We start from the raw sequence: 25,845 nt of genomic DNA, 5'->3' as shown, positions 1-25,845 counted from the left end.
TTCACGGGAGCCCTTCCCCATGCGTTCTCTTCGATTCGTCGCGGCCCTGTGCGCCGCCCTCTGTGTGCTCGCCGCCGCCCCCGCGCTCGCGGCCGTCAATGTCGTCACCACCCTGCCGGACCTCGCCGCGCTGACCAAGGCGGTGGGTGGAGACCTGGTCAAGGTGCAGTCCATGGCGCTCGGGACCCAAGACCCTCACCGCGTGGACGCCAAGCCCAGCCTCGCGCTCGCGCTGCGCAACGCGGACCTGCTCGTCTGCGTGGGACTGGACCTGGAGGTGGGCTGGCTGCCGAACCTCCAGACCGGCTCGCGCAACCCGCGCATCCAGCAAGGCAGCCCGGGCTTCCTCAACGCCTCGCAGTTCGTGCGGCTGCTCGAGGTGCCCCCCACCAAGGTGGACCGCAGCGAGGGTGACGTGCACCCCGGCGGCAACCCCCACTACCTCTACGACCCCAGGCAGGGCGCGGCCGTCGCGCGCGGAATCGCCGAGCGGCTGGCCCAGCTCGACGCCAAGAACGCGGCCACCTACCGCGCCAACGCGGCGAAGCTGACGGCGGACCTGGATGCGGCGCGCGTGGAGTGGGAGAAGCGGCTGGCGGGCCTGAAGGGCGCGCCCGTGGTCGCCTTCCACCGGACGACGGCGTACCTGGCGGACTGGCTCGGCTTCGAGGCCATCGCGTTCCTGGAGCCCAAGCCGGGCATCCCGCCCAACCCGTCGCACGTGGCCGGCGTGTTGGTGCTCGCGCGTCAGCGCAAGGCGCGCATGGTGCTCATCGAGAGCTACTACAACGACCGCGAGGCGAAGATGCTCGCGGGCATGATTCCGGCGCCGCTCGTCATCCTCCACGGCGGCACGGACTTCCGCGCGGGCGAGACGTACCTCCAGCACATCAACGAGCTGGTGGGCAACCTGGAGAAGGGCCTCAACGCCGGGAAGGGGGGCTGACGCCATGAAGCCTGGACGACTGCTTCCCCTGTTGTTGCTGGCCGGCTGCGCGCTGGACGCGGGCGAGGGCTTCGCCGTGCTCGAGCCCACCGTCCACGCGACGTATGTGCCGGCGGTCTCGCGCGACGCGGGCGATGGCTTCCAGCGCCTCGCATCCGACTACCAGGTGCGACTGGACTCCGCCGCGCTGGGCGTCTCGCATGTCGAGCTGGTGGGTGGCTCGGGCGGTGGGGGGCCGACGACGTTCGACCCCGCCAATCCGCCTCCGGGTTACTCGCTGTGCCACAACGGCCACTGCCACAGCGACAGCGGGGCGCTCGTGGACTACGAGGACATCGAGGCGGAGCTGGGCGGCGGCGCGTCCTCGTCCGTGGTGGCCGCGCTGCACGTGGATGGCACGCTGGACCTGCTGACGTCGGCGGCGACGCCGGTGGAGTGTGAGCCGGACTGCGAGCTGCCTCGCACCGCGCTGTCCCGCGGCGTCTGGGAGGTGACGGCCGTCACGCTGACGGGCGTCGTGCGCGACTCGCGCGCCAGCCCCAGACTCCAGGAGGTGCCCTTCCGGCTCACGCTCGAGTCCACGGGCGGCGAGGAGGCCGAGCCGCTGTTCACCGTGACGGGGGACGTGGACGTGCCGTCGGACCGGGAGCACAAGCCGCGCGTGAAGCTGGACCTGTCGCTCGCGGTGCCTCCGAGCATCTTCGACACCGTGGACTGGGCCCAGGTGACGCCCGGCGCGGACGGTGTGCTGGACCTGGGCACGGCCGCGAACGAGGCGACCCGCAAGGCGCTGCTCGCGGAGCTGGCGGAGCTGACACCCCAGGCGGAGGTCCGACGTGAAGACCGATGAGCCCGTGCCCCCCGAGGGCACCGCGCACGCCGTGTCTCCGACCTTCACCGTGGGCGAGCCGCTGCTCACCTGCACGGAGCTGGTCATCGGCTACAACGACAAGGCCATGCTCCCGCCCATCAACATGGTCATCCGCCGCGGCCAGTTCATCGCCGTCGTGGGCCGCAACGGGTCCGGCAAGAGCACCTGGTTCAAGACGCTGCTGGGCATGCTCGAGCCGGTGTCGGGCACCATCTCCCGGAGCCACCCGACGATGCGCAGCGCGTACGTGCCGCAGACGTCCAGCATCGACTCCATCCTCCCGCTGCGGGCGCGGGAGCTGACGGCGTGGGGGCGGCTGCGCGGGTGGAGCTTCCTGTGGCCCTTCGCGCGCAAGTCGGAGCGTGACGCGGTGGAGGTGGCGCTGGAGACGGCGGGCGCGAAGGCCATCGCCAACAAGCCCTACCGCGAGCTGTCCGAGGGCCAGAAGCAGCGCACGCTGCTGGCCCGCCTCATCGCCACCGAGGCGGACCTGGTGCTGCTGGACGAGCCCACCGCCGCGATGGACGCCGTCGCCGAGCGCGAGACGATGCAGCGGCTGTGCTCGCTCGCGCGGGAGCGCGGCCTGGGCGTGGTGGTGGTGTGCCACGACCTGGAGGTCGCCGCCGAGCACGCGGACGTACTGCTCTTCGTGGACCGGGAGACCTCCGCCTTCGTCGTGGGCGACGCGCGCACCGTGTTCTGCCACCCCGCCTTCCGTCGTCAGTACGGCGACGAGTACTGCCACCGCGCTCCCGAGGGACCCCACCGTGGACCCGATGCTCGCTGAACCCTCCCAGTGGCAGCAGTTCGTCGAGGGGTTCGAGCTGTTCAGAGACCCGCTCCTGTGCGCGCTCCTGGCCGGAGGCGTGCTGGGCTTCCTGAGCGTCTACGTGGTGCTCCGGCGCATGGTGTTCGTCAGCGCCGCGGTGGCCCAGTCCGCCGGCCTGGGCGTGGCGCTCGCGTTCTACGCGGGCATCCACCTGGGCTTCGAGGTGGAGCCCGTCATCGGCGCCACCGCGCTCGCCCTGCTCGCGACGATGCTGCTCATGATGGACCCCACGCGGCTGCGCCTGACGCGTGAGAGCCTGCTGGGCATGGCCTATGCCCTGTCCGGCGGCGCGGCCATCCTCGTGGGAGACCGCATCGCCCAGGAGTCGCACGACATCCAGGGCATCCTCTTCGGCACCGCCGTGCTGGTGACGCCCGAGCAGCTGCGCACCGTGGCCGTCGCGGGCATCGCGGTGATGGCGCTCCACCTGTGGTGGTACCGGGGCATCACCTTCGCGAGCTTCGACCGCATCGGCGCGCTGGTGCAGGGGCTGCCGGTGCGGCTGCTCGACGGCGTGCTGATGGTGTCCATCGGCGTCATGGTGGGCGTGTGCGCGCGGGCCCTGGGCGCCCTGCCCGTGTTCGCGTTCTCCACGCTGTCCGCCATCGCGGCGCTGATGCTGGACCTGCGGCTGCCGTGGACCTTCGTCGTGGCGACGCTCGCGGGCATCGTCTCCGGCGTGGGTGGCTACATGTTCGCCTACTTCTTCGACTTCCCGGTGGGCGGCTCGCAGACGGTGGTCGCCGCGCTCCTGGTCGGCGTGGCCATGGGTGCACGCGCACTCATCCAGCTCGTTCTGCGCAGAGCCCGTTGAAGCCCGTGCGTGCCGGGTGAGGGGTATCCCCCGGCGCGCAGATATGCACCCGCGCAAAGGCCGTTCCCCGCTCATCCCAGCGATGAATGACGCGAGGTTGCACATGGAGCCGCGAAGCGGGTGGTGGTGTTTCGTCTGGCTGCTGTTCGTGGGGTGCGCCCATGCCCCCCGCTCCGCGGAGCCGGACACGCCGAAGTTCGAGCACGTCTTCCAGAAACCCCTGGAGGAGGCGCTGGCCGTGACGCGGGAGCTGCTCGCCAACCGCGGCATGACCTTCGAACAGACGGAGGACCCGCACCAGCTGCTCACCACGTGGGAGGTCCGTGACTCCATGCGGACGGCGAACAACACCTATACCCGCTATCTGGTGACGGGCATCGCCGTGGGCCCGCGCCAGTCCGTGGTCCGCGTGTTCAAGTCGACCTTCCAGTCGTCAGGGAACGACGCCAGTCGCGGAGACCACTGGTGGAAGATTCTCTGGGAGCGCGCGGAGATGGACATTCAGAGCCCTGCCCAGTTCCAGACCGGCCTCGCGCGTGCCATGCCGCGCAGGGCCGACCCCATCGAGCTGCGCAACGCGCTCAAGGGGACCCGAGACCTGGACCTGGAGAAGGAGCTGACGCTGCGGCTGGAGTCCGGCCCGTCGCTGGAGGTGGTGAGCGGGAACGTGAAGGAGGACCCGCGTCCACCGGCTCCCGTGCGCGACTCGGACTTCTATCTCACGCGCTGGAAGGAGGACGGCGTGAAGGAGGGCCCGTGCGCAGAGACGATGCGCGGGCTGCATGAGCTCCTGTCTCCAGGGCTCACGCTGCTGGTGGGCGAGCAGCTGGGCTCACGCGAGGCACCCGCGGTCGTGGGCGAGCTGGTGTGTCAGGTGGCCGAGCTGGGGCTGCCCGTGGCGCTGGGCGTGTCCATCCCTCGCAAGGAGCAGGAGCGGCTGGACCGCTACCTCGCGAGCCCCGGTGCGCCGGCGGACCAGGACGCGCTGCTCGAGGGGCGCTTCTGGCATCGGCCGTACCAGGACGGCCGCAGCAGCCGGGCCATCCTGGACCTCATCGACCGCGTGCGCGCGATGCGGCTCGCGGGGCTCGCGGTGACGCTGGTGGCGTATGACACGGACCTGAAGGGCGGCAGCGAGCGGGACCAGGCGCAGGCGGACCTCTGGAATCGTCGCAGGCAGGCGCTCAAGGACGAGGTGCAGGTGGTCCTCGCGGGCAACACGCACACGCGCACCGTCGCGGGCACGCCGTGGGACAAGGCCTTCACGCCCATGGCCCACCTGCTGAAGGTCTCGCGGCTCGTCGTGCTGGAGATGAGCTACGCGCAGGGCACGCGGTGGGGTTGTGACCTGGACCGCGCCGGGAAGATCCAGTGCGGCTTCGTCGGCGCGACGCCCAGCGGACGCGTGGCGGCGCGGCCGGGCCTGTCGCCCCACATCACCCTGTTCGAGGCGCCCACGCCCGAGGGCACGCATGGACTGCTCTACGTGGGCGAGCTGTCGCCGTCGCTCCCGGCCATCTCGCCCCACAAGGAAGCACCGCCGCCCACGAACATCCGGCCGCCTCGGCCGATGCGCGACGACAAGCCGCCCATGTTCTAGGCGTCAGCGGACCGCGGTGGAGATGGCCTTGAACTCGGGCGTGCCCGCGCGCCCGAGCACGTCGAACAAGGCGGTCTCCACCGTCGCCACCACGGCGCCCGCGTCGCGGCACAGGTCCAGCCCCACCCGGCGGTCCTCGGTCGAACGCGACAGCAGCGCGTCCGCCAGCAGCACGGGCAACAGCCCCTTCTGCGCCAGGTCCCTCGCCGTCTGGAAGACGCAGATGTGCGTCTCCATTCCCGCGATGAGCACCTGCTTGCGCTCACCCAATTGCGCGAGCACGTCCGGCACCGCGGCGCTGAACTCGAGCTTCTCCACGGCCTTGTAGCTCTTCAGGAACATCTTCAGGAGCGAGTGCGTGGGCCCCAGCCCCTGCGGGTACTGCTCCGTGACGATGATGGGCAGTCCCAGCGCGCGGGCCCCCTGGATGGCCGCGTTGGTGCGCGCGAGCATCCGGTCCAGCGCGTCGCGCTCCATGGCCGCGCACAGGCGCTCCTGGACATCGACGATGAGCAGCGCGGTCTGGTCCTGCGTGAGACGGAAGGTGGCCATGCCCCCTCCTCGCGCGAATGGCGCGGGGCCGTCAAGCGCGAGGCACGGCGGACGCCCGCCGCCTCACGCTTCCGCGCGGCCCGCTTCGGGCGGACAACACTCGCGGCACAGCGTCCGGTTGCGACCATGCGCCACGGCCAACAGCACGCCGCCGCCCACGGTGAGTCCCACCTCCCATGCCTCGTCCGCGCCCTCGGGCACCAGGAAGGCCCCGGCACCGAGCAACCCGAGCCCTCCCACCGCGAGCACCGGCACCCACGCGCGGCGATGCAGCCGCCACCCCGGGAGGAAGGCCGCGAGCGCGCCGAGCAACGCCAACGCCAGCAGCCCGTGGTGAGCCCCCTCCCCGCCCAGCCACCCCGCCAGCGCCGCGGGCAACAGCCCGAGCACCGCGGGGAGCACCAGGCAATGCACGACACACAACGCGGAGAGCAGCTGTCCCACGCCGTCCCAGCGCGAGGGCGCGACGGCGCTCCGTTCAAGAGAGCTCAACAGGACACCTTCTCCAGAGGACGGAAGTCAGGGGGAACCGGGGGCGGCGCCTCCGCCGTGTGGACCAGTCGCAGGATGCGCCCGCGGCCGGAGATGTACGTGCGCGCGCGCCGCAGCTCCGGCAGGTGCGCGTCCGCGTCACGCCACCGCTCCAGGAAGTGCTCGAAGTCCTGCAGCGCGAGCAACCGCTCTCCCATGGCCACGTGCGTCTCCGCCAGGAGCAGCCGGTAGTGGCCGCACGCGGGCCGCTCCTCCACCAGCGCGCGCGCCAGCTCCAGCGCCTTCTGCTCGCGCTCGCCGCGCAGCCGCGCCCGGGCCAGCGTCTCCCGCGCGGGGCGGGAGAAGGCCGAGGGCCCCGCGGTCCGCAGCCGACGCTCCATGCGCCACGCGCGCACCAGCGTGGCCTCGGCGCGGCCGCCGTCGCCCCGGCGTGACTCCAGCGCGCCGCGCAGCTCCTGCTCGGCCACCTCCACGACGCGGGCGACATCGCGCGGACACAGCTGCCGTCCCTCGGCGCGGCGCAGCTCGGACAGGGGCGCGTGCAGCAGCGCGAGCGCATCACACGCGCGCTCCACCTCCGAGAGCCTGCCGGCATCCATCGCGTTGATGCCACGCGTGTACAGGCGCAGACCATCGCGCAGGCCCCGCTCGGCCGCGGAGAGCTCGCCCGAAAGCTCCAGGGGCACGTCCGCCGCCGCGCGGCAGAAGCCGAAGCGCAGGTGGGTGGACACCAGCGTGGACGCCGCGAACAGGAGCGCCTGGGGCTCGCCGCCCGCGGACTCCACGCGCTGACGCAGCCGCCGCGCCCACGTCTGCGCGTCGCTGTACTGCCCCGCCTCCGCGCAGCCCTGGCTGAGCAGCCGCATGGCCAGCTCCGCGCACGGCGCGAAGGACGCGGGCAGCGACTCCGCCGCCAGGTACGCGTCATCTGTCTCCACGACGGCCTCCAGCACCCGGTAGGCCGCGTCCGTCTCCCCCAGCCGGCTCAGCAGCCGGCCCGATGCCAGCAGCGCGGGGCTCGCTCCAGGCGCGAGCCGCGGCAGTCGCAGCGCGCTCTCATGGGCTACCTCGGGGCGGGAGCTCGGCAGCGTCGCGCACACCCAGGCGAAGTGGACGCCCACGTGGTCCGGACTCGTGCGCATCAAGTCCCGCAACATCGCCTGCGCGTAGGGCTGGCCCTGTCCGGGGCGACCGTCCGCCTCGTAGCCATCCACGAGGAAGCCCGCGAGCAGCAGCTTCGCCTCGACGTCCTCGGGATAGCGGTCGATGAGGCTCTCCATCTCGCGGATGAAGGCATGGCGACCGTTGGCGGGGCCCTTGTCCGACAGCAGGCTGGCCGCGACGATGTAGCGCTGCTCCAGGTCCGGCAGGCCCTCGCTCAGCGCGAGCGCGCGGGCCATGGCCTCGGCGCGAGCGACCGCGAAGCGCGCTCCCGGCCCGCGCGTCAGGGCCAGGCCCCACCACGCCATGGCCAGCTCCGGGTCGTGCCTCGCCGCCTCCGCGAAGGCGCGGCGGGCCTCCGAGCCCCAGCCCAGGTGCAGGAGGCTCAAGCCCTGGTCGAACCAGGCCTGCGCCAGCGGCACACGCGTGCTCACCTTCAGGTGCGAGGCGCCCAGTCCCTCGCGCAGCCGGGGACGCGGAAGCGCTTCGTCCGCGACGTCCTCCCAGGCGGCCTGGACGTAGACGGATGGCTCATCGTTGCGCAGCAGTCGCGACAGCATGATGTCCTCCCAGTGCCCCGGCATCCGAGGCGCCACAGGCTTCGAATTCACAACCCAGTGAGCGAATGCGCGCGCCGAGCCGCCACCACGCGGCGGCCAGCGCTTCCGGCGGAACCGGAGACGCCTTGCGCCGCGACGCGACGCACGCGCGCCTCCAGTCCAGTCCCACTTCCCGCAGCACCCAGTCCTCGTGCCCGGCCAACCACTCGGCGAGCTCCACCAGACACTGGTGGACCTCCCGCCGCTCTCCGACGGTGGCTGGAGCCCGCGAGGGGCCCAGCTCACTCGCCTGGAAGGCCGGACGCGCGGGCGCGTGCTCGAGCCAGCGAGGGGCGAAGCCGTCCCGTGGGACGAAGACGGCCTGACCGCACTCGCACAGCGCACCGAAGCCCCAGAGCGACAGCCTTCCGCCATGCGCCAGCGCGACGGAGTAGGCGCTCTGCCCCTCCACGCCCTCGGGCCGCGCGTGACGCGTGAGCCCTCGACGCAAGAGGAGGTTGCCCTCCGGGCAGCGTACGTCCTGTCCGAGACACCACATGGTGACGTCGAACAGGCGGTCCGCGTCCCGGAGGACGTCGCGGGGAAGCAGCTGAAGGGCCTCGGTTCCAGACATGGGGGCTCCCGGGGCTCAGCTCGCGGACTTCTTCGCGGGGGTGCCGGAGCGGATGGCCGTGTCACCGAACAGGGCCTTGGAGTCCACCGCCGCGCCACCCTTCTTCGACAGCACCGCGTTGATGGCCCGCACCAGCTTGCCGCGCACCTTGCGGGGCAACGGCTTGTCCTCGAGCGCCGCCTGGAGCTGCTGCGAGCTCACGCCCCGGCCGCTCTTCGGCTTGGCGAGCGACAGCTCCGTGTAGCTCTTGCCCTGCGTCTCCTTGTCCCGCCGCTTCGAGGTCCGCTTGCGCGCGAGCGCGCGGCCATCACTCCCCTGCGCCTCCAGCTGACGGGACAGGCGCAGCAACGCATCGGAGGCAATCTGCTTCTCGGTCAGGAACTGCTGAAAGGTACCCATGGTCTTCTCTCCAGGAGGGGCCGGCCGGAAGGCCGACCCCGGATTCGGTTGAGGCAGGACACGAGGCCCCTCGCGAGGCCCCGGACACGCGGCCGGCTAGTACTCCGGCTCAGTGAAGATGACCGGTTCACCGCCCTGAGCAGCAACCGGTCAAAATCTCTGTGCCGAGGTACTAGTGCTCGTGGCCCTCGTGCGACGCCTCCTCGATGACGAGGTTCACGGACGCGGAGGTGGTGGGGCCGAAGGTGAAGGTGAAGGTGCCGACGGACAGCGGGACGACGTGGCGACCCTTGATGTCGGTGCAGGACTCGGAGCTCTTGGCGCTCTGCTCGATCTCCACCGCCGCGCCGCTGGCGTCGGTGATGACCACCGGCACATCCGCGCTCAGGTAGAGGACGTAGTCGGTGGCCTCCGCCGCGGCGAACGACACCGAGCCCCGACGGCCGCCCGCGCCATCCACCAGCGAGATGTCGTAGCGGCGGTGGTCGTTCGACACGGAGGGCGGCGTGCCCGTCAGCGTGGCGTTGACGGCCGTGGACGGCCCCTCGGCCAGGTGCTCGCACCCCTCGACGTCGACGTCCTCTTCGTGCGGCTCGTCGTCACCGCAGGCGGTGGTGAGGAGCGCGGTGGACATCAGGAGGGCGGCCAGAAGCTTCTTGTTCATGTGTGTAGCTCCACGTGGATGGACTGCGGATACCCAGCCACCAACGCCGCCACGGACCCCACCCGCGAGGGCAGAGCCAAGACAGACATGGGCGACAGGGTGGGAATCGCGCGAACCGTGCGCGACACGGGGGGCGAGAGCGTGCACGCAGGGGAAACGAGTCATCCGGCGGCGCGTCGCGCGACGTCTGACGAGGGGCTCCGGATTCCGGAGCCGGACGTCAGGTGTCGACCACGGACCGCGGCCTGCTCACGGCAAGGCTGTGCCGGGAGCGAGGGACGCGTACCCTGGGTGCTGACTCAGGCGCGAGGCGGAGAGGCCTTGGGGGCCAGGTGCAGACGGGCCACGGGCTCCGCGTGGAAGCGGAACACGGCCAGCGCCGGCGAGGAACGGGTGGGCACCCGGGTGATGACCGGGGTGACCTCCGTCGGAGGAGGACCCTCCCGACGGATCAACGTGTGGACGCAGTGGGCCTCGGAGCCGTGGCCCGCCGGAGCGTCATCACGCGAAGTGAGCCGGACGTCGTCGAAGGACTCCTCGGCGACGGGGGCGGTGTGCGAGCCCCCCTCCTCCACGTGGACCACCTCACCGTGCTCCAGACACGTGGCGTGCTGGACCATGGCGAAGTGGAGCACCGTCCCCATGTACGCCAGCGCACACACAGCCGCGAGCGGCAGCGCCAGGAGGCGCGACCGGACGAGACGCGAGGGCAGCGAGTGGAGGGAGCGGCTCACGGTGATAGGGATTCCAGCGTTGAACGCAACGCGGTTGTAAGCCAGACGGAGCGCGCGTGCAAGTCACACGAGCGAGTCCGTGGCGCGCGCGGGCCCCGCTGCTTGTTGGCGCGCGCGCCGTGAGGGGCCGTGCAGGCGGCGCGCCGATGGACCGGTGAGCCTGTCCGCGCATAGGTTCGCCGCCCCGGGCAGGCCCCGGCATCTCGAGAAGGACAGAAACACCCGTGCAAGAGCTCATCGACGTGCTGCGACATCAGGCGCGCCACTTCGCGCCCGAACTCGCGCAGCTCGCGTACAAGCGCGGACTGGCCGTCACCCAGGCGGACGGCACCACGCGCCCCATCCCCATCACCGCGACGCCCGTCATCCTCGACGCCGCGGAGATCCGCCGCCGCGCGGAGCTGTCCGCGCACCTGGCCTCCGCCACGGTGAAGATGGCGCGCGCGTGGCTCGCCGCGCCCGACGCCGAGTTCCTGCTGGCCTCGCTCTCCCCGCTCGAGCGCGCGCTCGCGGAGCGCACGTGGCCCCAGGCGGTGCGGCTGGCCACCACGCGCGTGGACTACTTCGTCTCCGGCGGAAAGCCGTGGGCGCTGGAGGTCAACGCGACCATTCCAGCCATGCAGGGCTACTCGGACATCGCGGCCCGCACGTTCATCGAGGTGGTGGCGCGCCACTTCCGCTATCCGGAGAAGGCGCTGCCCTCGCTGCTCACGCTCAACGGGAGCAACGCGCTGGCGCTCTATCGTTCGCTGTTGGACGGTTACGCCGCCGAGCGCCCCGGCCGGTTCCCGGACACGGTGGCGCTGCTGTGCCGCCGCAACGACGCGCAGATTTCGGAGCTGCGGTGGCTGTGCGAGCGCTTCCGCGAGTTCGGCGCCGACGCGGACATCGTGCACCCGGACGAGGTGTCCGGCGACACGGCGTTCGAGGTGCGCGGCAAGAAGTACGACCTGGTCTACCGCCACCTCTTCGTGCGGCGGCTGGAGCAGCAGCCCTCGCCCTGGGTCGAGGACTTCCTCGCCACGGTGCCCGGCAAGAAGGCCGTGTTCCTCAACCCGCCCGCGTCGCAGGTCGAGGTGAAGTCCACCTTCGCGCGCCTGTCGCAGGCGCTGGCGGAGCCCGAGCTCGCCGAGGCCGCGGGGCTCACCCCCGTGGAGCTGGAGGCCATCCGCGCCTCCGTTCCCTGGACGCGGCTGTTCCGCGCGGGTCCGACGACGGGGCCGGATGGGACGACGCTGGACGACGTGGTGGCGGAGGTGGCGCGCACCCCTGCCCGCTTCGTGCTCAAGCGGGCGTGGGACTACGGCGGCAAGGCCGTGTTCCTCGGTCGCTCGGCGGGCACGGTGCCGTACACCGAGCGCGTGACGGCGGCGTATGGACAGCCCCTGGGCTGGCCGGAGCTGTGCGCGCGCGCGGCGAGCGACCCGACGGGCGGCGGCTTCGTGGTGCAGGAGATCGTCGACTCTCCTCCCGAGGACCACCTGCTGGTGGAGCCGCATGGGACGGTGCTGCCCACGTCGTTCTTCGTGGACTACTCGGCCTACGCGTCCGTGGGGCTGGCGAAGCAGCCCGCATGGGGCGGCGTGTGCCGGGGCTCCATGGCGGAAATCGTGAATATCGTGGGCGGCGGCGGCGTGCTGCCCCTCATCACCACCGAGGTCGCCTCGAAGCTTTTGCTCGCGTGGAAGGCGATTTAAGGAAGGGCCTCAGCCAGGGTCCGCGCACGCCCGGGTCGAAGACGCTATAAGCAGTGGCGCCGCCGGGGCGGGTCCCCGGCGCGAAAGGATACGATTCAAATGGCCTGGGAAACTTCCGGATGGCAGACGGCCGAGAGCGACTCGGTCAACTCCGTCCTGGTGCAGGAGTCGAAGCGCGCGTTCATGACGCGCGTGCATGGTTGGATGTTCGCGGGGCTGCTGCTCACGGGCGTGATGGCCATGGTGACGCTGAGCAACGAGGCGCTGCTGCGCACGGTGCTCGAGTGGCGGTTCGGGTTCATGATCGCGCAGCTGGGCGCGGTGTTCGCGCTGTCGTTCCTGGCGCCGCGCCTGTCGGGCCCGGCGGCCGCGGCCCTGTTCCTGGGCTACTCCGCGCTCACGGGGATGACCTTCTCCATCCTCTTCCTCGTCTACACGGCGGGCAGCATCGCGCAGGCGTTCTTCCTGACGGCGGGCGTCTATGGCGCCATGGCGCTGTATGGCACGGTGACCAAGAAGGACCTGAGCGCCTGGGGCACGTTCCTCTTCATGGGCCTCATCGGCGTGGTGCTCGCGGGCCTGGTCAACCTCTTCATGCGCAGTGACATGATGTCGTTCGTCATCGCGTGCGCGTCGGTCCTCGTGTTCGCGGGTCTGACGGCGTACGACACCCAGAAGCTGCGGGAGATGCACGCCAACACCGGCTACAGCAGCGCGGCCACGGTGAGCATCGTCGGCGCGCTGACCTTGTACCTGGACTTCATCAACCTGTTCCTCGCCATCCTCCGGTTGCTCGGCCGCCGTCGGTAGTCAGGCAGGCGACAGCCCTCCGTTCGCGACGAGCGGCGGCACGGCCCATGTGGGCGCGTGTCGCCGCTTTTTTATTGGGGCGCGTTTGACCCGATTGCCGGTCCTCCCTGCTCCATCCGTGGGCACAGGAGGAAACCCCATGCAGAGGTCTCTCGCAGCATCCCTCGTCGCGCTGTCCCTGTTGTCCTCGAGCCTGGCGTCCGCGCACGGCTCCATGGAGGTGCCGCTCAGCCGCGTCTACAGCTGCTTCAAGGAAGGACCGGAGACGCCCAAGTCCGCGGCGTGCAAGGCCGCCATCCAGAGTGGTGGCACCCAGGCGCTCTATGACTGGAACGGTGTCCGGCAAGGCAACGCCAACGGCCGCCACCGCGAGCTCATCGTGGACGGCAAGCTGTGCAGCGCGGCCAACGAGAGCCACCGGGGTCTGGACCTGGCGCGCACGGACTGGCCCGCGACGCTCATCTCGCCGGACTCGAACAACCGCTTCGACTTCGTCTTCCACGCGACGGCGGTGCACGCGACGGCGTACTTCCACCTCTACATCACGAAGGAGGGCTACAACCCCGCGCTGCCGCTGAAGTGGTCGGACCTGGAGGCCTCGCCCTTCTGCACGCTGACGGCGCCGTCCGCCCCGCAGAACAACCGCTATCGCTTCACCTGTCCGTTCCCCCAGGGTCGCACCGGCCAGCACGTCATCTACGCCATCTGGCAGCGCTCCGACAGCCCGGAGGCCTTCTACGCGTGCACCGACGTGAAGTTCAGCAACACGCCCCCGCCGCCCACCACGTGGAAGGAGCTGGGCGCGGTGCAGGCGCGCGAGGACCTGGCCGCGCAGAGCAAGGTGACGCTGCGCCTGTTCGACAGCGGCGGCCGTGACGCGGAGACACACCCGCTGACGCTCTCCGCCGCGACGCCCGCGGCCACGTGGATCTACCAGCTGGCCCAGCAGGTGAACGCCACCTCCAGCCGGGTGCAGGTGGGTGAGCTCCAGACGAACGGCACCGTGCGGCCGGCCAACAGCGCCACCGCGAACCGCGTCTACTCGCGCGAGGCGAGCGACTCGTTCCAGCTCGACATCGAGAAGCCCACGGGCGGCGGCGGGGACCCGGCGCAGTACAAGTATCCCAATGGCATCGACAGCTACGTGGCGGGGACACTGGTCGAGGGGACCAACGGCGGCATCTACCGGTGCAAGCCCTTCCCCTACTCCGGCTGGTGCAAGGGCTCCGCGCCGTACTACGCGCCCGGCACGGGCAGCCACTGGAGCGACGCGTGGGAGTTCGTGCGCTGAAGGAGCGCTCGAGCTCGGTCCCGTCGCGATGACGCAGTGGATGGGCGGGGAGTTGCCGGGGGCCAGGTGCCTTGCGTCAGCTCCCCGCCTTCTCCTTGCGGGAGAACGGCATCAGCAGCCGCTCCACGGGGCGGCCGTTCATCAGGTGCTCCTCGACGATCTCGGGCACGTCCTCCACCTTCACGCCCGCGTACCAGGACCCCTCGGGGTAGACGACGACGGAGACGCCGAAGGCGCAGGTGTCCAGGCACCCGGCCGCGTTCGCGCGCATGCGCCCCTTCACCCCGCGCTTGTCGAGCTCCTCCTTGAACGCGGCGCGCACCTCCTCCGCGCCCTTGGTGGCGCAACACCCCTTGGGGTGTCCGTCCGGTCGGCGATTGGTACAGACGAACACGTGGCGCTGGAAGGGAGGAGGCATGCTGGCCTCCTAACGCGCCAGATGTCCGAAATCGACCCCCTCCTGGCCCCCCGGCGACGGGACTGTCGAGCGGCGGGCGCGCGGATCATCGCCCCCCTTGTGGCAGGACGGATCCGATGCACAGACTCTCAGCAAACGTCCCCCAGTGATCACGCCCGCTTGCGCCGGAGTGACGATACATGTCTCGCACGCTGTTATCAGTCACCGTACAGCCTGGCTTGCGATGCCGGCGGCAAGGGTCTAGATCCGCCCTTGCACGTCCGCCGAGCTACAGGTTGCTACGTCTCCTGCCCGCACTGACGGCAGCGGGACAGAGCCCATTCTGTGGTGTGTAAGCATTATCCCAGCACTACAAATAGGGTGATTGCTGTTCCTTGATCAGCCGGGGCGAAGGGCGTATTGATCCCGCCCGCTCGGTCTTCGGCCGAGCAATCTCCACAGCGGAAGTCCGGGGTGATGAGCCCCCAGCAACGCTTCGCGAGCCTGCTCCGGAGTCGCTCACGCGCGCCCGCGTGACGTCCCTGGAACCTTCGGAATCTCGCGCGCTTAGCGTTGCGCAAAATTTTGCATTCCAACTCAGAGTGAACCCGGAGGGTGGCGACATGGAGAAGGAACTGAGTTCGAAGGCCCTGATCAACGGCAAGGAGCGCCGTGCGGCACGCAGCAAGCCGAAGGGGGTTTCGACGGGGCTGGGCCTGGAGCGCTACTTCACGACGCCGGGTGTGGACCCCGCGGACGAGCTGGCGTGGGAGTACCGCAGCGCGAGCATCACCGGTGAGGACGGCAAGGCCGTCTTCGAGCAGAAGGACATCGAGGTCCCCCGCTCCTGGTCGATGCTGGCCACCAACGTCGTCGCCTCGAAGTATTTCCGAGGCACGCCGGGCACGCCCGAGCGCGAGACGAGCGTGCGCAAGCTGGTGGCGCGCGTGGTGGACACCCTCACCCGCTGGGGCGTCGAGGGCGGCTACTTCGCCACGGACGTGGACAAGGAGACCTTCCACGCCGAGCTGACGCACCTGCTCCTGCGCCAGAAGGCCTCGTTCAACTCCCCCGTCTGGTTCAACGTCGGCGTGGAGGCGCAGCCCCAGTGCTCGGCGTGCTTCATCAACAGCGTGGATGACTCCATGGAGTCCATCCTCACGCTGGCCCGTACGGAGGGCATGCTCTTCAAGTACGGCAGCGGCACCGGCAGCAACCTCTCCACCATCCGCGGCAGCAAGGAGCTGCTCGCGGGCGGAGGCACCGCGTCCGGCCCGGTGTCGTTCATGCGCGGCTTCGACGCCTTCGCCGGCGTCATCAAGAGCGGCGGCAAGACGCGCCGCGCGGCGAAGATGGTCATCCTCAACGCGGACCACCCGGACGTGCTCGAGTTCATCCGGTGCAAGTCCGCCGAGGAGAAGAAGGCCTGGGCCCTCATCGAGGCGGGGTATGACCCGTCCTTCAACGGTGAGGCCTATGCCTCGGTGTTCTTCCAGAACTCCAACAACTCCGTGCGCGTCACCGACGACTTCATGAAGGCCGTCGTCTCGGATGGTCCCTGGCAGACGCGCGCCGTGCGCGACGGTGCGCCCCTGGACACCTACCGGGCGCGGGACGTGTTCCGCGAGATCGCCGAGGCCGCGCACCTGTGCGGTGACCCGGGCATGCAGTTCGACACCACCGTCAACGGCTGGCACACGTGCTCGGCCACCGCGCGCATCAACGCGTCGAATCCGTGCTCCGAGTACATGTTCCTGGACGACTCGGCGTGCAACCTGGCGTCGCTGAACCTGATGCACTTCCGCGACATCGCGGGTGACTTCGACGTGGCCGCCTTCAAGCACGCCGTCGACGTCATGCTCATGGCGCAGGAGATCATCGTCGGCTTCTCGCGCTACCCCACCGAGCGCATCGCCAAGAACAGCCACGACTACCGGCCGCTAGGGCTGGGCTTCGCGAACCTGGGCGCGCTGCTGATGGCGTCGGGCCTGCCGTATGACTCGGATGCGGGCCGCAACTACGCGGCCGCCATCACCTCGCTGATGTGCGGCGAGGCCTACGCGATGAGCGCGCGACTGGCCGAGAAGCAGGGCCCCTTCGCCGGCTACGCGAAGAACGCCGAGCCCATGCTCGGTGTCATCCGCAAGCACCGCAAGGCCGCCTACAGCGTCCCCCAGGCGGGCGTCACGGCCGACCTGCACGCCGCGCAGAAGGCCGCGTGGGACTCGGCGCTCGCCCTCGGTGAGGTCCATGGATTCCGCAACAGCCAGGTCACCGTGCTCGCCCCCACCGGCACCATCGGCTTCATGATGGACTGCGACACCACCGGCATCGAGCCCGACATCGCGCTCATCAAGTACAAGAAGCTGGTCGGCGGCGGGATGCTGAAGATCGTCAACCAGACGGTGCCCCAGGCGCTCGAGAAGCTGGGCTACCCCCAGACTCAGGCCCAGGACATCGTCGCCGCCCTGGACAAGGCCGACACCATCGAGGGCGCGCCTCACCTCAAGCCCGAGCACCTGTCCGTCTTCGACTGCGCCTTCAAGCCCGCCAACGGCTCACGCAGCATCCACTGGATGGGCCACATCCAGATGATGGAGGCCTGCCAGCCCTTCCTCTCCGGCGCCATCTCCAAGACGGTCAACATGCCGTCGGACTCCACCGTGGAGGACATCGAGAAGGCCTACATGGAGTCGTGGAAGCGTGGCCTGAAGGCCGTCGCCGTCTACCGAGATGGCTGCAAGCGCACCCAGCCGCTCAACACGTCGAAGGCCGGCGTGAAGGACACGCGCAAGGCCGAGGCGGCCCCTGTGGTGGAGCCGGCCGTGAAGCCGGAGCCTCGCGCGGTGCGCCGTCGCCTGCCGGACGAGCGCCGCTCCATCACCCACAAGTTCTCGATTGGCGGCCACGAGGGCTACCTCACGGTCGGCATGTACGAGGATGGCTCGCCGGGCGAGCTGTTCATCGTCATGGCGAAGGAGGGCTCGGTGGTCAGCGGGTTGATGGACAGCTTCGCCACCAGCATCTCCCTGGCGCTCCAGTACGGCGTCCCGCTGAAGGTCATGGTGGACAAGCTGAGCCACACCCGCTTCGAGCCGAGCGGCTTCACGGGCAACCCCGCCATCCCCATCGCCAAGTCCATCACCGACTACATCTTCCGGTGGCTCGAGCTGAAGTTCCTGCCGAGCGAGGACCTGGTGGAGGACGCGGTCCTGTCCCCCGCCGATGGCGCGTCCAAGCAGCCCGCCCTGCCCGCCCAGGCGGCCTCGCTGTCGCTCCCGTCGACGAACACGCGCGCGACGTGGCTCAACCAGGCGGATGCCCCGCCCTGCCACACCTGCGGCGCCATCATGGTCCGCAGTGGCGCTTGCTATAAGTGCGGCAACTGCGGCGCGACCAGCGGCTGCAGCTGAACCTCACGCGATGAGCTGAAGCACTCGAGGGCTCCGGAGCGCTGCTTCCGGGGCCCTCTCTGTTCGTGCGCTCGCGGCGGCTGCCACGTGGGTGGCGCGGTACGCCCGCCGCCGAGCTCGCTTGGGGTGCGCGAGGTCCGTGGATGCGGGACCTCGCGCGGGAGCGGACGATGCGTGGCTCAGTCCGCCCGGGTCGCGGGCAGCCGGTCGTAGACCTCCGAGGCCTTCGCGGACACTCGCGTCAGCTCGTCGAGCGTCGTGGTGGCCACCTGCGCGCCTCCCGAATCCGCGACGACGAACGCCACGGGACGCCCACGGGCGCGGATGGGGACGACGAGCAGGTGTGACGTGGGACCACCGAGCGCGGCGAAGATGGCCTCGTCCTGGACGCAGGACGGAGCATCGAAGCTGCTGGGCCCCAGCTGGCCGAGCGCGGACACGAGCAGCGACGGGGCCTCCAGGTCCACCTTGAGCGAGGCCACCGCGGGGCTGTCACTCCCCGGCCCCCATGCATGGCCGACGCGCACGAGCCCGAAGCTCTCCCCGAGCAGGAAGGCTCGCTGGAATCGACCCGCGCAGTAGGCGATCAACACCTTGCCGAACACGCCTTGTGAGCCGACGTCATCGAGCGCCGTGAGGACCTGATCCGCGGAGACCCTGGGGCCGTCGGGGCTCGCGTCTGGAATGGACTCGTCCGCGGCGGCCAGCAGCGTCGTCAGTGCCTCCGAGGGAGCACGGGCCTGGGGCTGCCAGGGCTGCTGGATGAAGTCCCAGGCGGAGGCGAGAGGAAGCTCCGTGGTGGCGCCCGCTGGCGCCGCCGGACGAGCGTTGCCCTCGAGGTCCACCGCGCGGTCCTCCCACGTGTTCTCCGCCGAGTGACCGATGGTTCCGTTGCCTTCGGCACCCTGCCACCCGACGAACTCCCACGTGGACGCGAGCTGCATCGGCGCATCGTCCGCCGCTGGAAGTTCGTCCAACTCGATGGCCGCGCGGCGCAGCGGGACGGGCCTGGGGGGCGGCGCAGAGGGCGTGGGCTCCGCGTCGGGCACCTGGGGCTCGCGCAGGGCAATCACCTCGACACCCGAGTGGGGACTGGGTGACGGTGGATCCACGGGAGGCGAAGCCACGGTCGCGGAGCCGGAGGATTCACCGTGGGATGCGAGCATCGTCCCCGCGGCCTCGAGGGTCAGGGTCTCCCCCACGTCGCCCTCGACGGGCAGGGAGGACGACGCACCCGCGTCACTCGCGGAGGCTGGCGTGTCCTGGGCAACCTGGCTCGCGTCACCGAGCGTTGCCTTCATGAGCTTCCAGTGTTCGACCGACGGCGCTTCCGTGCTGTCGGATGCGGAGGCGCCCGAGTGCTCGGCCTCGGGGACCTCCGGTGACGACGGGACCTCGGCGTGAGGCTTCACCTCGGTTTCGTCAAGGTAGGCCACCGCGGAGGACGACTGGACCGCGGGAGCGCTCGACGTCTCCGCGTTGCGCGTCTCTGACGCGTCGCTCGATGGCGCGGCGGTCTGGAGCGCTCGTGCAGCCGACCCGGTGGTCGATGCGAGAGGCACCTCAGGCGCTGCGCTGTCATCGGACTGCGTGGAGGTGGAAGGGGCCTCAACGCTCGGCTCGAGCCCGGAGACCTCGCTGGAAGACCGCGCGACGGTTTGGGACGGCTCGTCGACAGCTCGGCGCTCTTCCGGCGTGGTCCTCGCCTCTCGCGCGGCAGGCTCCACATCCACGGAAGCCCCCGTGACCTTCGACTCCGGCTGCGCGACATCACCCCAGTCATCAAGCGGGCTCGCGTCCTGGCCGGTGATGCGGCCGTCCGCCCCGGAGACACCCTCCGCCACGTGATGCGCTGAAGGCGCACGGTCGGAAGCCGTGGCGCTCGACTCGACCTCGACCGTCTGGAGCGAACGACCCTGCGCTGTCTGCGATTCGACCGCGAACGGCGCGGAGGCAATCACCGAGGCGAGGGCCACGTCCGAAACCGTCTCGACACCCGCTGGTGCGGCCCCGTCCAGCGTCGGCGCGTCGGAGCCGGTGGTGGACGGCGCCACCACCGCGTCCTCCCTGACATCTTCAGGAGTGGAGAGCCGAACCGCCTGGGCATCCTCAGACGACGGTGCGGCTGCGTCCGCGGGAGCGACGTGTTCCTCGAGTCGGGCGGGGACCGGCACATCGGTCGTCGCAGCCGCGCCCTCTCCTTCGAGCGGGTGGGCCGCGCGCGACGTGGCACCGGCCTCATTCGATGAGGCGGGCTCAACCACATCAACCAGCGCGTTCTCACGTGCCTCGATGCGTTCGTCCACCACACCGGGTTGCGCGAGGTGCGTCTGCGATCCGCTCAACGGCTCAGGGCTCTTGGCGACGGTCTCGTGCGAGGCGACTTCGTCGCTCGGCGCAGGCTCGGTTCGAGCACCCGCGTCACCCTCACTCCACGGTGACTCGGAGACGTCGGACGTCGTGGCCTGCGGCGACTTCTCCGTGGCACGTTCCCGAGAAGAGAGTTCCTCCTCCGACACGCCACCCCGTGTCAGGTCGCTCGCGGCGTCGACGTTCAGCGCTGGAGCCGAGCCCGCTGCCGCCGGAGGACTCGCTGCGGCGACCGCATCGTCCAGACTCTCCGTGTTCGACGACGCGAGTCCCGCCACCTGCGCAGGCCCATCGTCGAGAGCACCCAGCGCCGCTGGAGAGACGTCACGTGCGGCTGCCTCGCGAACCGACGAGACCTCGGAGGCCTTCGCGGGCCCAGCGTCGAGAGCGCTGTGCCCCGCTTGAGAGACAGCAGGTGCTCCTCCCTCACGAACCGCGGAGACCACGGAGCCATCCGAGGCTTGCGCCTTGCTGCCTTCGCGAGCGCTGAGCACCTCGCCGGAGACTTCGAGCGCACCTCCATCAAGAAGCGCTCCGGCCACGGAGACATCCGGGCCCGAGGCGGACTTGCTGTCCTCCGTGGAGAGAGTCTCCGGACCCGACTCAGACTCCGCGCGCGCATCGAGCGCGCTCGGAGGAGCTCGCGAGACATCGCCGACCGAAGGTGTTGCCGGTCCGATGCTCGACGGACCGGAGCTGGCGGCCGAGTGCGGTGGCGCTCCTCTTGGCGCCATCCCCGGAGGTTGTGGCGCGACGATTCCCTTCATGCCCGGAGGCGGCTGCCCCATCGGCGGTCGCGGCGCTGCACCGCCCACTTCGGGATTCATGCCGCCCATGGGCTGGGGCGGACGCACCGTTCCTGGAGGCGGTGGCGCTCCGGGTCCTCCGGACATCGAGGGAGGTCGTCCCCCTTGCATTCCGGGAGGCATCGCACCCTGCGGTGGTCCGGGGACCGTGGGGAAGCCCGTTCCCGAGGGAGGGCGCGCACCCGACATGCCTGGAGGCACCGGGCCTTGTGGGGCCCCCAAGCTCGGCATGCCTGGGTTCGAAGGACGCGTCCCCACGACACCGGGAGGCACTGGCCCCTGCGGTCCCGGACCGCCCGCTCCCTGCGGAGGACGAGGTCCCATCCCAGGAGGCACAGGCCCGGGCACCGTGGGAACTCCCGTACGCGACGGAGGCCGTGCCCCCGTCATCCCAGGAGGCACGGGCCCCGACGGAGGCCGAGCGTTCATCATCCCAAGAGGTGCGGAGCCAGGTCCCCCCATCGCCCCCGGAGCAGGCACGGCCCCAGGCATCGGCGGCGCCCCGCCCACTCCCTGCGCGGGTCTCGCCACCATTCCAGGTGGCAGCCCCTGACCTCCCGCTCCAGGTCCCCCCGGAACAGGAGGCCCGCCCTGAACGGAAGGCATGCCGCTGCTCGACGGAGGCCGGGCCCCCATCATTCCAGGGGGCCCACCAGGTCCACCGGCGACAGGTCCACCTCCAGGCGCCCTGGGCGGGACAGCCCCCTGCACCGAGGGCACTCCACTGCTCGAGGGAGGACGCGCACCCGGCGTCCCAGGCGGCCCCACGGGGCCCGGTCCACCCGGCATCCCTGGATGCACAGGGCCAGGAACCGCGGCCATGCCCGCGCTCGACGGAGGTCTCGCTCCGCTCATCCCAGGAGGAACAGGTCCCTGCGCACCGGGCACGACGGGAATACCCACCCCCGATGGCCGAGCACTCGCGAGCCCCGGCGGGACAGCCCCTGGGCCACCCGGCGCGCCGGTGTTCGGAGGAGGCCTTGCACCTGGCGCGGCGGCGGTTCCCCACCCCGGTGACGCAGGCGGCTTCGCGCCTTGAGGCCCCGCGGACGGAGCAACCACCGGAGCTCCAAGGCCCGGCTGCGGCCGCGCTCCCGGTCCCGCCACGGGCCCCGGAGGCACCGTCCCCTGCGTCGCCACGGCCGGCTCGGAAATGCCACCCGCGGCAGCGGACGGCCGCGCCGCAGATCCCATCCCCGAAGGAACCCCACCCTGCGGTCCCGAGGCAGCCGCCTCCACGACTCCACCGGGAGCAGACGGCGATCTCGCGGCCATCGCCGGAGACACCGGCGCCTGCGGCTCCACGGGTGCGCCTCCGGCTCCAGGTCCACGAACCGGAGGCAGCCCCGCGCCACCAGGCCCCACCGCCCGGGCCAACCCCGGAGGTTGGACCGGAGACCACTGCCCCGCGGACTGTCGCGACACCATGCCCGGCGGTTGAGCGGATGGTCCCCCCTGTCCCTCGGGGTTGCCGGCGAGCACCGGGCTCCTCGGGGCGGGAGTCTCCACCACCTCCTCCATCACCCCTTCGAGCACCTCCTCGGTGTCCACCACATCGAGCTCCTCGGTGGGCTCGATCTCCTCCGCCGCCTCGAACTCCTCCTCGGGCTCGATCTCCTCCGCCTCCTCAATCGGCGCGGGAGGAATCGCTGGAGCCAGCCGAGGCGGCTCCGCCGGCGCGAGCCGAGGCGGAGGCCCCGACGGCCGAGCCCCTCGCGCCGCGTCCACGGACACCAACTGGGGCGGCTCCGGAGGCCGGGCCGACGCCGCGGGCCCCAGCACCGGTGGCCCGGACTTCGTCACCACCGCCGCGGGCGCCTCCGACGCATCCCCCAGCAGCCCCCCCGTCGGCGCCAGCACCGGGCTCGCTCCCGTCCACGGCGTCTCTTCCGTCGTCGCGTCGTCGGAGTCGTCACTCAGGAACTGCCCGGGCGCCAATCCACCGAACATCCCCTCCGTCCCCGGAGCGGCCCGCACGGGCGCGGGCGGGGGCGGAGACTCGGGCTGCGCCACCACCCCGCCCCGCGTCTGCACGGGCGCAGCCGCGGGACGAGGCGGCGGCGCCGGAGCCAACCGCCGGGCCGTCGCCATGCTCAACGAGCGCGACTCGCGCCGGATGCCATAGCGCTGGGCCTGGTAATGGAACAGCCGCAGCTCGGGTGTGATGTGCGGGAGGATTCGCAGGCCCGTGATGAACCCCAGCGCGTCCGTGTGCTGGATTTCGAAGGGGCTCGCCATGGCCACCCTCAGCCGGCGCCCCTCCTGTCCCAGCGGGAAGGCCAGGTGCTTCTCCGCGAGCGCCGCCGGAAGCAACGTGAGCGTCGCGTCCGTGACGGCCTCGAAGTCGGCCTCCTGCGCCACCGGGTAGCGGGTCTGCTCCCCCAGCACCATCGCCAGCGTGTCGATGTCCAGCATCTCCAGCTCGACGAGGATGGAGCCCAGCCGCCCACCGTAGATGAGCTGTGCCTTCAGGGCTTCGTCGAGCTGCGCCTGCGAGAGGAGGCCCTTGCGGACCAGGATTGCTCCGAGCTTTTCGGCCATGCCCCCCGGAGTCTAGACGGCTTCGCCCCACACCGGACCGGCCCCCGTGCGCCCTCGCGTCATTTCGCCCAGGTCCGCGGGTACCTCGCACACAACCCGGCGGCAACAATCGCGCTCCGTGTGAAATCAGACGGGCGCCCAACCTGCCTGCCCTCCCCCCAAGACAGTGTCAGTTCCGCGTCCAGGACCCTTGCTCCCGGCAAACGCCGCCAGGCCCACATCCCATCGCCTTGTTGCAACCGGGTACTCAACTGCGAATCGGGGCCCTAAGTGACAACCGCTATAACGGTGCGTGCAGCCCACGCTGCGAAGTCCCATCCCCTGCAGGAGAACCGATGAAACGATTCCAGCTCGCAGGTCTCGTCGCCGCGCTGTCGCTCAGCGCGCCGGCGGCGCTGGCCTCGGCGCCCGTGTGTGAGGCGAGCGTGTCGCCCGCCTCCCAGCGCGCCACGAAGGTCGGCGAAGACGTGCACCGGCGTTTCGAGTCGGCCCATCCCTACGCCACCCCGGAGCTGCGCACACGAAGCGGTCCGCTCCACACCGACGTCATCACCCACCCGGGGGCCGCGTACATCGCCGCGCACTTCGAGCGGCTGGAGCTGGCGGAGGGCGACTTCGTCGTGGTGCGCGCCCCGGACGGCTCGCGCTCCAAGCGCTACGACAACCGCCACCCGGGCGCTCGCGACGGCTTCTGGGCCCTGCACATCCCCGGCGACACGGCCATCATCGAGCTGCACAGCGCGGACCACCCCGGCCGCCAGGGCATCCTGAACCAGCACGGCTACAGCATCGACCGGTTCGCGCGCGGCTACACCAACGAGGAGATGGGCTTCACCTCCGAGCTGAACAAGGCCGTGTGTGGCGCGGACGACTCGCGCTGGGCGCCCTGCTACGCCGCCAGCGACCCCGCCATCCACGGCCGCGCCCGCCCCGTGGCGCGCCTGCTCATCGGTGGTTCCAGCGCGTGCACCGGTTGGCTCGTGGGCAGCCAGGGCCACGTCATGACCAACCAGCACTGCATCGCCACCGCGAGCGACGCGCAGAACACCGACTTCGAGTTCATGGCGGAGGGCTCCAGCTGCGCCACGAGCTGCGGCAGCTGGTTCGGCTGCCCCGGCCACGTCATCTCCGGCGGCACCCTGGTCCAGGCGGACGCGCCCCGTGACTACGCGCTGGTGCGGCTGGCGGTGAATCCCACCAACAGCTTCGGCTACCTCCAGCTTCGCGGCTCGGGCGCGGTGGTGAACGAGCGCATCTACGTCCCGCAGCACCCCGCCGGGTACGGGAAGAAGATCGCCGTCGCCTCCACGGACGCCTCGGACGCGTCCGGCTTCGCGGAGGTCTACAGCCTCAACGAGCCGTCCTGCCAGTCCGGCGGCCCCAACGACGTGGGCTACTTCGCGGACACGCAGGGCGGCTCCTCGGGCTCGCCCGTGATTGGCCACGGCGACCACCTGGTGGTGTCACTGCACCACTGCGCCAACTGCCCCAACCGCGGCGTGCCCATCCAGGCCGTCATCAGCCATCTGGGCGCGAACCTGCCCACGTGCGCCCTGCCCGCCGCCGGCTGCCCCAACCCGAACGGGGACGGCACACCGCCCCCGGAGGAGCCGCCTCCGCCGGCCAACTCCTTCGCGTACACGGCCTCCAACACCAACGACGCCCAGCAGAACACGGCGAACAAGCGCATCGCCCTCACCGCCGGCCAGACGCTCACCGTGGCCACCTGCGGCCTGACGGGAGCGAAGACCTCCGGGGACACCTATCTGCGCCTGCACAACCCGTCCGGCGCCTCCGTGGCCGCCAACGACGACGCCTGTGGAGGCCGCGGCTCCAGCATCACCCACGTCGCCACCGCCACCGGAGAGTACGAGGTGCGCGCGGGCTGCTACGCCAACGGGAGCTGCGGCGGCACCGTGGTGTGGGAGGTCTCCGGCGGAGGCAATCCCCCCACGCCCCCCACCTCCGGCACCTTCCAGTACAACGGGACGAACACCGACAGCGCCCAGCGCAACACCACCAACCGGGATGTCGTCGTCGCCGCGGGCCAGACGCTCCTGGTGGCCACCTGCGGCCTGCCGAACACGTCCTTCAGCGGGGACACCTTCCTGCGCCTCTACGGCAACGGGGCGCAGGTCGCGGCGAACGATGACGCGTGCGGGGGCCGGGGCTCCAGCGTGAGCTACACCGCCACCGCCAACGGTACGGTCCAGATTCGCGCGGGCTGCTACACCAGCGGGACGTGCAGCGGCACGGTGGTCTGGAACCTCCAGTAGCGCGGGTCC

General features: G+C 70.8%; 20 protein-coding genes and 1 pseudogene. 11 read left to right on the top strand and 10 right to left on the bottom strand.

The genetic code is table 11. The features are described from left to right. Positions 1-19: 19 nt before the first annotated feature. The 5 genes from FL311_RS00340 to FL311_RS00320 all read left to right on the top strand — a co-directional run bounded on the left by FL311_RS00340 (position 20) and on the right by FL311_RS00320 (position 5,060). Entirely contained in the window at positions 20-946 is a 927-nt protein-coding gene (locus FL311_RS00340) for a metal ABC transporter substrate-binding protein (RefSeq protein ID WP_141322790.1), read from the top strand. Positions 947-950: 4 nt separating this feature from the next. Then, the gene (locus tag FL311_RS00335; RefSeq protein WP_141322789.1) at positions 951-1,796 is read left to right on the top strand and encodes a hypothetical protein; all 846 of its coding nucleotides are present in this window, start codon (positions 951-953) and stop codon (positions 1,794-1,796) included. After that, on the top strand, positions 1,783-2,604 hold the full coding sequence (locus FL311_RS00330; protein WP_194868986.1) for a metal ABC transporter ATP-binding protein: 822 nt from the start codon (positions 1,783-1,785) through the stop codon (positions 2,602-2,604). Before FL311_RS00335 ends, FL311_RS00330 begins: the two co-directional genes overlap by 14 nt. Continuing rightward, positions 2,585-3,460, top strand: a complete 876-nt coding sequence (locus FL311_RS00325) for a metal ABC transporter permease (RefSeq protein ID WP_141322788.1) — start codon at positions 2,585-2,587, stop codon at positions 3,458-3,460. The genes FL311_RS00330 and FL311_RS00325 overlap by 20 nt, the downstream gene beginning before the upstream one ends. A gap of 103 nt (positions 3,461-3,563) precedes the next feature. Next, a complete protein-coding gene (locus FL311_RS00320) occupies positions 3,564-5,060 on the top strand; it encodes a hypothetical protein (RefSeq protein ID WP_141322787.1) in 1,497 nt (498 codons plus the stop codon). A 3-nt stretch (positions 5,061-5,063) separates the two neighbouring features. Here the strand turns inward: FL311_RS00320 and FL311_RS00315 are convergent, their stop codons facing one another. The 7 genes from FL311_RS00315 to FL311_RS00285 all read right to left on the bottom strand — a co-directional run bounded on the left by FL311_RS00315 (position 5,064) and on the right by FL311_RS00285 (position 10,235). Then, the gene (locus FL311_RS00315) at positions 5,064-5,612 is read right to left on the bottom strand and encodes an isochorismatase family protein (protein WP_141322786.1); all 549 of its coding nucleotides are present in this window, start codon (positions 5,610-5,612) and stop codon (positions 5,064-5,066) included. A 63-nt stretch (positions 5,613-5,675) separates the two neighbouring features. Further along, a complete protein-coding gene (locus tag FL311_RS00310; RefSeq protein ID WP_194868985.1) occupies positions 5,676-6,104 on the bottom strand; it encodes a MerC domain-containing protein in 429 nt (142 codons plus the stop codon). Further along, a complete protein-coding gene (locus tag FL311_RS00305; RefSeq protein ID WP_141322784.1) occupies positions 6,101-7,825 on the bottom strand; it encodes a hypothetical protein in 1,725 nt (574 codons plus the stop codon). The genes FL311_RS00310 and FL311_RS00305 overlap by 4 nt, the downstream gene beginning before the upstream one ends. Further along, positions 7,797-8,438, bottom strand: a complete 642-nt coding sequence (locus FL311_RS00300) for a hypothetical protein (RefSeq protein WP_228556587.1) — start codon at positions 8,436-8,438, stop codon at positions 7,797-7,799. Before FL311_RS00300 ends, FL311_RS00305 begins: the two co-directional genes overlap by 29 nt. A gap of 15 nt (positions 8,439-8,453) precedes the next feature. Continuing rightward, on the bottom strand, positions 8,454-8,837 hold the full coding sequence (locus FL311_RS00295; protein ID WP_141322783.1) for a hypothetical protein: 384 nt from the start codon (positions 8,835-8,837) through the stop codon (positions 8,454-8,456). 172 nt (positions 8,838-9,009) lie between these two features. Continuing rightward, positions 9,010-9,501 (bottom strand): hypothetical protein, encoded by a 492-nt coding sequence (locus FL311_RS00290; RefSeq protein WP_141322782.1) that lies wholly within the window; start codon positions 9,499-9,501, stop codon positions 9,010-9,012. Positions 9,502-9,800: 299 nt separating this feature from the next. Next, positions 9,801-10,235 carry a hypothetical protein gene (locus FL311_RS00285; RefSeq protein ID WP_046713191.1) on the bottom strand — a complete coding sequence of 145 codons (435 nt, stop codon included), beginning with the start codon at positions 10,233-10,235 and terminating at the stop codon, positions 9,801-9,803. 224 nt (positions 10,236-10,459) lie between these two features. Between FL311_RS00285 and FL311_RS00280 the strand changes: the two genes are divergently transcribed. From FL311_RS00280 to FL311_RS00270, 3 genes are all read left to right on the top strand, one after another. Further along, entirely contained in the window at positions 10,460-11,932 is a 1,473-nt protein-coding gene (locus FL311_RS00280) for a hypothetical protein (RefSeq protein ID WP_141322781.1), read from the top strand. A gap of 99 nt (positions 11,933-12,031) precedes the next feature. Further along, entirely contained in the window at positions 12,032-12,742 is a 711-nt protein-coding gene (locus tag FL311_RS00275) for a Bax inhibitor-1/YccA family protein (RefSeq protein WP_046713189.1), read from the top strand. 139 nt (positions 12,743-12,881) lie between these two features. Next, complete coding sequence (locus FL311_RS00270) at positions 12,882-14,033, top strand: lytic polysaccharide monooxygenase (protein ID WP_141322780.1); 1,152 nt, start codon at positions 12,882-12,884, stop codon at positions 14,031-14,033. A gap of 76 nt (positions 14,034-14,109) precedes the next feature. On the opposite strand, the gene FL311_RS00265 is transcribed toward FL311_RS00270, so the two are convergent. Further along, positions 14,110-14,451, bottom strand: coding sequence for a ferredoxin (locus tag FL311_RS00265; protein ID WP_141322779.1), 342 nt, complete (start codon positions 14,449-14,451; stop codon positions 14,110-14,112). A gap of 602 nt (positions 14,452-15,053) precedes the next feature. Between FL311_RS00265 and FL311_RS00260 the strand changes: the two genes are divergently transcribed. After that, on the top strand, positions 15,054-17,843 hold the full coding sequence (locus FL311_RS00260) for a vitamin B12-dependent ribonucleotide reductase (protein WP_141322778.1): 2,790 nt from the start codon (positions 15,054-15,056) through the stop codon (positions 17,841-17,843). 179 nt (positions 17,844-18,022) lie between these two features. Here FL311_RS00260 and FL311_RS44865 read toward each other — a convergent pair whose 3' ends face one another. Then, positions 18,023-19,255: a general secretion pathway protein GspE gene (locus tag FL311_RS44865; RefSeq protein WP_228556593.1), complete on the bottom strand. Its 1,233-nt coding sequence runs from the start codon at positions 19,253-19,255 to the stop codon at positions 18,023-18,025. A 3,331-nt stretch (positions 19,256-22,586) separates the two neighbouring features. Between FL311_RS44865 and FL311_RS44855 the strand changes: the two genes are divergently transcribed. Further along, positions 22,587-23,144 carry a hypothetical protein gene (locus FL311_RS44855; RefSeq protein ID WP_228556594.1) on the top strand — a complete coding sequence of 186 codons (558 nt, stop codon included), beginning with the start codon at positions 22,587-22,589 and terminating at the stop codon, positions 23,142-23,144. Between the two features lie 44 nt (positions 23,145-23,188). Here FL311_RS44855 and FL311_RS46230 read toward each other — a convergent pair. Continuing rightward, positions 23,189-23,410, bottom strand: a pseudogene (locus tag FL311_RS46230) (hypothetical protein); the annotation flags it as partial. A gap of 485 nt (positions 23,411-23,895) precedes the next feature. Here FL311_RS46230 and FL311_RS00250 point away from each other — a divergent pair. Then, positions 23,896-25,836, top strand: coding sequence for a serine protease (locus tag FL311_RS00250; RefSeq protein ID WP_141322776.1), 1,941 nt, complete (start codon positions 23,896-23,898; stop codon positions 25,834-25,836). Positions 25,837-25,845 lie beyond the last annotated feature (9 nt).

Source organism: Myxococcus sp. AB025B (genome assembly GCF_006518215.1).
GTDB classification, from domain to species: domain Bacteria; phylum Myxococcota; class Myxococcia; order Myxococcales; family Myxococcaceae; genus Myxococcus; species Myxococcus fulvus.
Note: the sequence above shows the minus strand (reverse complement) of the source record. Positions and strands in the feature narration are given on the sequence as shown.